We start from the raw sequence: 9,293 nt of genomic DNA, 5'->3' as shown, positions 1-9,293 counted from the left end.
GGGCGGGCGCATGCGGGGGCGCCGGGGCGTGCAGAGACTCGGGCGTGTGCGGGGGCGCCGGGGCGGTGGGGTGGAGCGGGGAGCCGCCGGGGGCGGGGCCCGGAAAGCGCCGGGGCGGTGGGGGGCGCGGCCGGGGGTGCGCGGCACGTCGGGACGTCCGGCGGGGCGACCGGGGAGCGGGGGGTGGGCGGTACGGGGGCCGACGCCGTCACCGGTGACGGGGTCTGGGGTGCACTCGGCTCCGGACGTCTCCCCGGCCGGGCCGGGGACGCCCGCATCGACGCCGGGCACGCGACCGTCCACCGGCCGCCGGGAGGCACCGGAGCCGGACGGCGCGGGGAAGGCGTCCGCACCACCCGACTCCCCCGCACGGAAGACGTCCGCACCGGCGGACCCGGCCGACGCCGCGGCGCGGAAGGCACCGGAGTCCGCGGGACCGCGTCCCTGTCGTGACGTCCCCGCGCCGGGACGTGCGGGCGCGGAATCCCCACCGGCGACCGGACCGGCGGCCGCACCCCGTGTCACGTCATGCGGTGTCGCATCACCCGGTGTCGCGACTCGCGGGTCCTGGGCCGGGGACGAGTCGGACCGGGCGGTGTCGGGCGCGCGGCCCGGGTCCGGAGTCTGCGGGGAACCGGGGCCGCGCCCGGCGCAGGGAGCGCTCCCGGTGTCAGGGCCGTCCCCGGCGTCGGGTGCGGCCGGGTGACGGGCCTCCCGCGTCCGGCGGTCACCGGGTGACGAGGCGGACGGCGGGCCGGGGTGCCGGGCGGGCGCATTCGGGGCAGGGGCGTCCCAGGGTTCCGCCGGGCCGGGGGCGGCCGGACCGGGTCGGTACACCGGGCGCGGCGGCACGGGCGGACGCGGAACGTCTCCGTCACCGGGGGGCACCGGACCCGGACGTCCGGCGCGGGTCGTCGGATGCCGTCGTAGGAGCGGAGGGGGTCCGGTCGGCCGGGCGGGGGGAACCGGTCGTCCCGGGGACGGCGGTGTCGGGGGCCCGGTCCGGACGCGGGGGACGTGCCTCGGGACGATCGCCCGGACGCGGCGGTACGGGGCTCCCGGACCAGGCCGGTCCCGAGCCGCCCGGCGTCCGCCGCCCGGGAACCGGGGTGCCGGAGGACCGTTCCCCGGCAGCGGGCCCACCGGACCCGTTCCGTCCGGGGCCGTCACCGCCCGCTCCGTCCGTGCCCCGCTCGGCACGGAGCGCGCCGGGAGCACCGTCAGGACGGGGCAGGTCACGGCCGGACTCGACGGGGCCAGGGGCCGCCGCCACCGGTCCGTTCGACGCGGGGGTGCGCCGCCCCTCGGGTGTCGGCGCGGGGGTGCGCCACCCGTCAGGTGTAGACGCGGGAGTGCGCTGCCCCTCAGGTGTCGGCGCGGGAGTGCGCTGCCCCTCGGACGCCGACGCGGAGGTCCGCGACCCGTCAGGTGCCGACGCGGGGGTGCGCTGCCCGTCAGGTGTCGACGCGGAGGTCCGCCACCCGTCAGGTGCCGACGCAGGAGTGCGCTGCCCTTCCGGTGCCGGCGCGGGGTCGTCCGTGGGGCCGTTCCCGGTCGGTGTGCTCGGGGGCCTGTCCGGGAAGCGGGCCGACGCCCGGGGCGGGGCCGGGGTGTCGAAGGGGCGGCGGAGGTACGGGAAGTGCGGTCGCGCGGACGGGGGTTGGGGCGTCACCGGGGTCGTCGTACCGTCGTCGGCCGGTGTCCTGGCCGGGTCGGCGACGGCCGCGTCAGTGGCGCCGGTGGCGTCCGCGGCCGGTGGTGTGCGGCGCGTCCGTGTCCCGAACGCGTCGAAGGGGTCGTTCGCCGCGGGCCAGGGCGACCAGACGCCGGTCGAGGCGCTCGCGGGCGGTGCCGGTTCCTCGGCGGCCGGGTCGGGCGGCGTCGGCGGGTGCGGTGGGCGTGGCGGTACCGGAGCGTGCCGCGCTTCCGTACCCATGCACCCCCCGTTTCCTCGGACCCCGGACCCGTCCACATGTACGCGGGCCGTCGTCCTGGCGCTCAACGCCGGTCCGGGCGATGCGGTCAGCGCCGTCCCGGGCACGCATACCCGTACGCGCGGCGCGCCATCCCGGCGCGGGTGGGCGACCGGATCGTTTCCGCCGTGCGTTCGCGTCACTCTACGGGTTGCCGACGGCCCCACGGGAACCAGTCGGCTCACCCCGGGGCATCTGCCCGGAACGTCCCCCTACCCTGCGGTAATCCTGTCTGGCAGGCTTCGTTCATGACTGCGCGCGCCGCCGACCGGGCCCGTTACGACCGGGCCACCGCCCATCTCGACGCCCCTGTGGCCATCGTGGATCTCGACGCGTTCGACGCGAACGCGGCCGATCTGGTCCGGCGGGCCGCCGGGAAACCGATCCGGGTCGCGAGCAAGTCGGTCCGCTGCCGGGCCCTGCTGGAGCGGGTGCTGGCGCGGGACGGCTTCGCGGGGATCATGTCGTTCACGCTGGCCGAGTCGCTGTGGCTGGCGCGCTCCGGCTTCGACGACGTGCTGCTTGCCTACCCGTCGGCCGACCGCGCGGGGTTCGCGGAGCTGACGTCCGATCCGAAGCTGGCCGCCGCCGTGACGGTGATGGTCGACGACCCGGCGCAGCTCGCGCTGATCGACGGAGCCCGCGACGGCGGCCGTGAAGTGGTGCGGGTCTGCCTGGAGTTGGACACCTCGCTGCGGCTACTGGGCGGCCGGGTGCGGGTCGGTGCCCGGCGCTCCCCGCTGCATTCGCCCGCCCAACTGGCTGAGCTGGCACGGTCGGTGGCCCGCAGGCCGGGCTTCCGGGTGGTGGGCGTGATGGGTTACGAGGGTCATGTGGCCGGTGTCGGGGACGCGGTGGCGGGGCAGCCGCTGCGGTCGCGCGCGGTGCGGCTGATGCAGGCCACGGCGCGGCGGGAGCTGACGCAGCGGCGGGCGGAGGCGGTGCGCGCGGTGCGGGCCGTCGTCCCGGACCTGGAGTTCGTCAACGGCGGTGGCACCGGCAGTGTGCAGCACACCGCGGCGGAGGACTCCGTCACCGAGATCGCGGCGGGTTCGGGGCTGTACGTGCCCCGTCTTTTCGACAACTACACGTCGTTCACGGGCCGTCCGGCCGCGCTGTTCGCGCAGCCGGTGGTGCGCAGGCCGGGAGTCGGGGTGGTGACGGTGCTGGGCGGCGGCTATCCGGCGTCCGGCGCGGCGGGCCCCGACCGGCTGCCGGTGCCGTATCTGCCGGAGGGGCTGCGCTACGACCCGCAGGAGGGGCCCGGCGAGGTGCAGACGCCGCTGCTCGGCTCCCCCGCCGACGATCTGCTGCTCGGCGACAAGGTGTGGTTCCGGCACGCGAAGGCCGGTGAACTCTGCGAGCGGTTCGACGCGTTGCGGCTCGTCGAGGGCGACCGGGTGACGGCGACCGTGCCGACGTACCGGGGCGAGGGGCACGTCTTCCTGTGACGTCTGCCTGTGACGCCTTCTTCCTGTGAGGGTGCGCTCCCCCGCCGGTGAGGGCCGCCGCATGCCGTCAGGACGCGGAGGGCCCTTCGCTCAGGTCGGGGACGGTGGAGCCGTCGGGCCGCAGGAGGGGTGACCCGCCGCCGCCGGGGGCGTTGTAGGCGGTCGTCGCGCACGGGTAGGGGGCGGTCCTGCGCGGCAGCGGGTCGATGAACATCGGCTGGATCAGCCAGCGTCCGTCGGCGTCGTCGAGGGCGCGGCACATCAGCTCGGGCTTGTTGCGGTCGAGGACGAGGTGGACGCCGGTCGCGTCGCCGACGAACGTGGCGTCGGTGTCGGCGTCCCCGGCGGCGAGGGCGGGGCGCTCGGCCCAGGGGCGGCGCTGCCAGGCGGCGGGGCCGTGGACACCGTGGATCTCCTGGTTGATCCAGCAGCGTTTGCCGTCGATGTAGGGGATCACCGTGCCGGGTCCCGCGGGGACGCCGCCGCAGCCCTCGGTGCGGGTGGTGAGGCGGCCCCCGCGGTCGAGGACGGAGCGGATGGCGAGGGTGTGGGCGGCGTCGAAGCCCAGGGAGCGGGACCAGACCTGGGTGATCGGGGCGGCCCCAGCGGAGACGATGTAGACGTCGAACCCGGCCCTGCGCAGGGTGCGGATCAGGTCGCGCTGCTGGTCGTAGTAGCGGACGTAGCCGGGGACGGTGCGGGTGCCGAGGGTGCGGACGGCGCCGACCGGGGCGGCGAGGGCCTCGCGGCGGGCGGCGCGGGCGTAGCCGGAGAGTTCGGCGGGGGTGTGCCCGGCGAAGAGCTGGGGCACCCAGGCGTACTGCGGGACGGTGCGCCGGTGGTTCCAGGTGCCCGCGAAGGCGGGGGCGCCGGAGGTCGTGGTGCCGCTGTCCCGGATGACGGCGATCTCGTCGGTGCAGCGGGCGTCGCGGGAGGTGGGCAGCGGGGCGCCGACGGGGACGCGGGTGCCGCAGGCGGTGGTGAGGGCGCGGTCGGCGGCGGGGGTGAGCCAGGCGCTGGTGTCCCGCCAGCGGGCGGGGCGCAGGATGCGGTCGTGGCGCAGGGCCCAGGAGAGGGTGGCGTCGGTGACGTCGTTCTTGGTGACCGTGTTGTCCCAGTCGAAGGCGGCGACCGGGCGGGGCCCTCCGGGGCGGGAGCAGGTGCCGCGTTCGTCGATGAGCCGCTGGAGGTGGGCGCGGGCGTCGCCGTGCCAGCGGCCGGTCAGACGGGGGCAGTCGGTGGAGGCGGCCGAGGGGGCGGGGGCGGGTGCGGTGGCCGTGACCGCGAGGGTGGCGGCGGCCACGGCCAGGGTCCGGGCGAGAAGCTGTCGCATACGCCCGGACCGTACCGGTTCCTCCCTACACCGGGGTGACGTACGCGCCCGAGATGCCGCCGTCCACGAGGAAGTCGGTGGCGTTGACGAAGGACGCGTCGTCGCTCGCCAGGAAGGCGACGGCGGCGGCGATCTCGTCGGCCTCGGCGAACCGGCCGACGGGGATGTGCACCAGGCGGCGGGCGGCCCGCTCGGGGTCCTTGGCGAACAGCTCCTGGAGCAGCGGGGTGTTGACCGGGCCGGGGCACAGGGCGTTCACGCGGATGCCCTCGCGGGCGAACTGGACGCCGAGTTCGCGGGACATGGCGAGGACGCCGCCCTTGGACGCGGTGTAGGAGATCTGGGAGGTCGCCGCGCCCATACGGGCCACGAAGGAGGCGGTGTTGATGATGGAGCCCCGGCCCTGGCGGCGCATGTAGGGGATGGCGGCCTTGCAGCACAGGAAGACGGAGGTGAGGTTGACCTCCTGGACGCGCCGCCAGGCGTCGAGCCCGGTCTCCAGCACGGAGTCGTCGTCGGGCGGGGAGATCCCGGCGTTGTTGAAGGCGATGTCGACGCTGCCGTAGGTGTCGAAGGCGGCCTTGAACAGCGCCTCGACCTGCTCGGCGTCGGTGACGTCGACCTTGACGAAGAGGCCGCCGACCTCCTCGGCCGCGGCCTTGCCGCCGGCCTCGTCGATGTCGCCGCAGACCACGTGGGCGCCTTCGGAGGCGAGCCTGCGGGCGGCGGCGAGGCCGATGCCGCTGCCGGCGCCGGTGATGACGGCCGTGCGGCCGACGAGACGACGGCACATGTTCTCTGCGCTCACTGTGCGGGACCTTCCGTGCTGATGAAGACGTTCTTGGTCTCGGTGAAGGCGGTCAGGGCGTCCGGGCCGAGTTCGCGGCCGATGCCGGACTGCTTGAAGCCGCCGAAGGGGGTCCAGTAGCGGACGCTGGAGTGGGAGTTGACGGACAGGTTCCCGGCCCGCACGGCCTGCGAGACACGCAGCGCGCGTCCGACGTCCCGGGTCCAGACGGAGCCCGCGAGGCCGTAGTCGGTGGCATTGGCGAGGGCCACCGCGTCGGCCTCGTCCTCGAAGGGCAGGACGACGGCGACGGGTCCGAAGACCTCCTCGACGGCCACCCGGGCGCCCGGGTCGACGCCGGTGAGGACGGTGGGCGGGAACCAGAAGCCGGGGCCCTCGGGGGCCTTGCCGCGGAGGCCGGGGGCGTCGGGGTCGACGTACGAGCGGACGCGGTCGCGCTGGGCCGCGGAGATCAGCGGGCCCATCTGGGTCTGCGGGTCGGAGGGGTCGCCGACGCGGACGGACTCGACGGCGGGGGCGAGGAGTTCGAGGAAGCGGTCGTGGACGGAGCGCTGGACGAGGATGCGGGTGCGGGCGCAGCAGTCCTGTCCGGCGTTGTCGAGGAAGGAGAGGGGGGCGGCTGCGGCGGCGGCCTCCAGGTCGGAGTCGGCGAAGACGATGTTGGGGCTCTTGCCGCCGAGTTCGAGGGTGACGCGCTTGAGCCGGGCGGAGCCCTTCGCCAGCACCTGGCGGCCGACGGCGCTCGAACCGGTGAAGACGATCTTGGCGACGCCGGGGTGTTCGACGAGGGCGTCGCCCGCGACCGGCCCGTGTCCCGGCAGGACCTGGAAGAGATCCGCGGGGAGCCCTGCGTCCAGGGCGAGTTCGGCCAGTCTGAGGGCGGTGAGCGGGGTGGTCTCGGCGGGCTTGAGGAGGACGGCGTTGCCCGCCGCGAGGGCCGGGACCGCGCCCCAGGCGGCGATCGGCATGGGGAAGTTCCAGGGCGCGATCACGCCGACCACGCCGAGGGGTTCGAGGATGGTCACGTCGAGGCCGCCGGGGACCGGGATCTGACGTCCCGTCAGCCGCTCCACTCCCCCGGCCGCGTAGTCGAGCAGGTCGCGGACGTTGCCCGCCTCCCAGCGGGCGTTGCCGAGGGTGTGACCGGCCTCCCTGACCTCCAACCGGGCCAGTTCCTCCAGGTGTTCGTCGACGGTGAGGGCGAACCGGCGCAGCAGCCTGGCCCGGTCGGCGGGCGCCAGGGCGGCCCACCGCGCCTGCGCGGCCGTGGCGCGGACGACGGCGGCGTCCACGTCGGCCCGGGTGGCGGCGGGCACGGTGGCGACGACCTCTTCGGTGGCGGGGTCGAGGACCCGCAGCTCGGGGTGGTCGGACACGAGGGAGCCTTTCAGGTGGTGCGGTGGGTCAGTGGCGTTCGAAGGAGCGGCGCAGTTCCCAGTCGGTGACCGCGGCGTCGAAGGCCGCGAGTTCGACGCGGGCCATGTTGCGGTAGTGGGCGACCACCTCGTCGCCGAAGGCGGCGCGCGCGAGGGGGCTGCTCTCCCAGAGTTCGGCGGCCTCCCTGAGGGTGCCGGGGACGTGCTCGTAGCCGCCGTCGTAGGCGTTGCCCGTACAGGGCTCGGGCAGCTCCAGCCGCTCCTCGACGCCGTGCAGTCCGGCGGCGATCAGTCCGGCGACCGCGAGGTAGGGGTTGACGTCGCCGCCGGGCAGCCGGTTCTCGAACCGCAGCGACCGGCCGTGCCCGACGACCCGCAGCGCGCAGGTGCGGTTGTCGTGGCCCCAGGCGACGGCGGTGGGGGCGAAGGAGCCCTGCTGGAACCGCTTGTAGGAGTTGATGTTGGGGGCGTAGAGGAGGGAGAAGTCGCGCAGCGCGGCGAGCTGACCGGCGAGGAAGTGCCGCATCAGGTCGGACATGCCGTCGGGTCCCGCCATCGCGTTGGCGCCGTCGGCGTCGGTGAGCGAGAGGTGGATGTGGCAGGAGTTGCCCTCGCGCTCGTTGTACTTGGCCATGAAGGTGATCGACACGCCCTCCTGGGAGGCGATCTCCTTGGTGCCGGTCTTGTAGACGGCGTGCTGGTCGCAGGTGACCAGGGCCTCGTCGTAGCGGAAGGCGATCTCGTGCTGGCCGGGGTTGCACTCGCCCTTGGCCGACTCGACGGTGAGTCCGGCCGCCGCCATCTCGTTGCGGATGCGGCGCAGCAGGGGTTCGATGCGGCCGGTGCCGAGGACGGAGTAGTCGACGTTGTACTGGTTGGCCGGGGTCAGGTCCCGGTAGGCGCGGTCCCAGGCCTGCTCGTACGTGTCCTTGAACACGATGAACTCCAGCTCCGTACCGACCTGTGCGGTGAGGCCGAGTGCGGCGAGGCGTTCGAGTTGGCGGCGGAGGATCTGACGAGGTGCGGCGACCACAGGGGTGCCGTCGTCCCAGGCGAGGTCGGCCACGAGCAGGGCCGTGCCGTCGTTCCAGGGGAGACGGCGCAGGGTGCTGGGGTCGGGGCGCATCGCGAAGTCGCCGTAGCCGCGTTCCCAGGAGGACATGGCGTAGCCGTCGACGGTGTTCATCTCGGTGTCCACGGCCAGCAGGTAGTTGCAGCCTTCGGTGCCGTTCTCCAGGACCTCGTCGAGGAAGAAACGGGCGGCGAACCGCTTGCCCTGCAGCCGCCCTTGCATGTCGGGGAAGGCCAGGACAACAGTGTCGATCTCACCGCTGTCGACGAGGGCGACGAGCTCCTCGACGTCGAGCGGGGGTGTGCGGTCTGCCACGGGTGAGCCTCCTTCGGCTTCTTCTGTCAGCCCGGAGCCATAAGGTATTGCGGAGAACCATTGCTTGGGAAGGGGGTGCGCCGGGATGTCGGTGGATCCGGACGGCGAGCTGCGGGACCGCCTGACGCCGGTCCTGCGTCCGGTGCGGGCGGGGAACGGCTTCGAGGAGGCCCTGGAACAGATCCTCCAGGTGGTGCGGCTCGGCCTGGTGCCGGGCGGTGAACGGCTGCCCGCCGAGCGGGAGTTGGCGGAGCGGCTGGGGATCAGCAGGGTCACCCTGCGCGAGGTGCTGAAGGTGCTCCAGGACCAGGGCCTGGTCGAGTCCCGCAGGGGCCGCTACGGCGGCACGTTCGTGCGGGCCAGGGACGCGGGCGGGGAGGACGAGCTGCGCCGCAGGGTCAGCTCCGTCGACATCGAGGACCTGCTGCGCTTCAGGGAGGTGCTCGAAGTAGGGGCGGCCGGACTCTGCGCGGCGCACGGCCTGGACGGCGACCGGGCGACGCGGCTGCGCGAGGCGCTGGCCCGCACCCAGGACGCCCCGCTCACCGAGTACCGGCGACTGGACACCCTGCTGCACCTGACCCTCGCCGAGCTGTGCGGCTCACCGACCCTGACCGGGCAGTACGCGGCGGTCCGCGCGACCGTCAACGACCTGCTGGACTGCATCCCGCTGCTGGTGCGCAACCTGGAGCACTCGCAGCGCCAGCACGCCGCGCTGGTCGAGGCGGTCCTGGACGGCGACGCGGACGGCGCGCGGGAGATGATGCGCGAGCACTGCGGCGGCACGGCGGCCCTGCTCCGCGGCTTCCTCGCCTGACGGCACCCGACAGCACCTGAAGGCCCCGGCCGCACGGAGCGCCGTTGCCGCACGGAACGCCGTTGCCGCAGGCGGCCGGGGCCGCCCCGTCGGTCGCGCGCGCCCGCCCGCCGCCCGGGACCCGCCCCGCCTCCGGTCGCGCCGGGAG

At 74.9% G+C, this 9,293-nt stretch carries 6 protein-coding genes; 2 read left to right on the top strand and 4 right to left on the bottom strand.

What is annotated here, in order from left to right:
• Positions 1–2,221: 2,221 nt before the first annotated feature.
• Positions 2,222–3,424 carry an amino acid deaminase/aldolase gene (locus GA0115242_RS28405; protein ID WP_093833445.1) on the top strand — a complete coding sequence of 401 codons (1,203 nt, stop codon included), beginning with the start codon at positions 2,222–2,224 and terminating at the stop codon, positions 3,422–3,424.
• Between the two features lie 67 nt (positions 3,425–3,491).
• Here the strand turns inward: GA0115242_RS28405 and GA0115242_RS28400 are convergent, their stop codons facing one another.
• The 4 genes from GA0115242_RS28400 to GA0115242_RS28385 are packed head-to-tail and all read right to left on the bottom strand — an operon-like array spanning position 3,492 to position 8,328.
• Positions 3,492–4,757: a hypothetical protein gene (locus tag GA0115242_RS28400; RefSeq protein ID WP_093833443.1), complete on the bottom strand. Its 1,266-nt coding sequence runs from the start codon at positions 4,755–4,757 to the stop codon at positions 3,492–3,494.
• A 25-nt stretch (positions 4,758–4,782) separates the two neighbouring features.
• The gene (locus GA0115242_RS28395; RefSeq protein ID WP_202555870.1) at positions 4,783–5,550 is read right to left on the bottom strand and encodes a 3-oxoacyl-ACP reductase; all 768 of its coding nucleotides are present in this window, start codon (positions 5,548–5,550) and stop codon (positions 4,783–4,785) included.
• Positions 5,551–5,561: 11 nt separating this feature from the next.
• The gene (locus GA0115242_RS28390) at positions 5,562–6,941 is read right to left on the bottom strand and encodes an aldehyde dehydrogenase family protein (RefSeq protein WP_093833439.1); all 1,380 of its coding nucleotides are present in this window, start codon (positions 6,939–6,941) and stop codon (positions 5,562–5,564) included.
• A gap of 28 nt (positions 6,942–6,969) precedes the next feature.
• Positions 6,970–8,328: a glutamine synthetase family protein gene (locus GA0115242_RS28385; RefSeq protein ID WP_093833437.1), complete on the bottom strand. Its 1,359-nt coding sequence runs from the start codon at positions 8,326–8,328 to the stop codon at positions 6,970–6,972.
• Between the two features lie 85 nt (positions 8,329–8,413).
• On the opposite strand from GA0115242_RS28385, the gene GA0115242_RS28380 reads away from it, so the two are divergent.
• Entirely contained in the window at positions 8,414–9,145 is a 732-nt protein-coding gene (locus GA0115242_RS28380) for a FadR/GntR family transcriptional regulator (RefSeq protein WP_093833435.1), read from the top strand.
• The last annotated feature ends 148 nt before the right edge of the window (positions 9,146–9,293 follow it).

The organism is Streptomyces sp. SolWspMP-5a-2 (assembly GCF_900091845.1).
Taxonomy (GTDB): Bacteria; Actinomycetota; Actinomycetes; order Streptomycetales; family Streptomycetaceae; genus Streptomyces; species Streptomyces doudnae.
This window is presented reverse-complemented; position numbering and strand designations above follow the sequence as displayed.

Excerpts from the sequence above, each read along its gene's own strand:
- GA0115242_RS28405 (WP_093833445.1), top strand. The coding sequence starts at position 2,222 with ATGACTGCGCGCGCCGCCGACCGGGCCCGTTACGACCGGGCCACCGCC.
- GA0115242_RS28400 (WP_093833443.1), bottom strand. The coding sequence starts at position 4,757 with ATGCGACAGCTTCTCGCCCGGACCCTGGCCGTGGCCGCCGCCACCCTC.
- GA0115242_RS28395 (WP_202555870.1), bottom strand. The coding sequence starts at position 5,550 with ATGTGCCGTCGTCTCGTCGGCCGCACGGCCGTCATCACCGGCGCCGGC.
- GA0115242_RS28380 (WP_093833435.1), top strand. The coding sequence starts at position 8,414 with ATGTCGGTGGATCCGGACGGCGAGCTGCGGGACCGCCTGACGCCGGTC.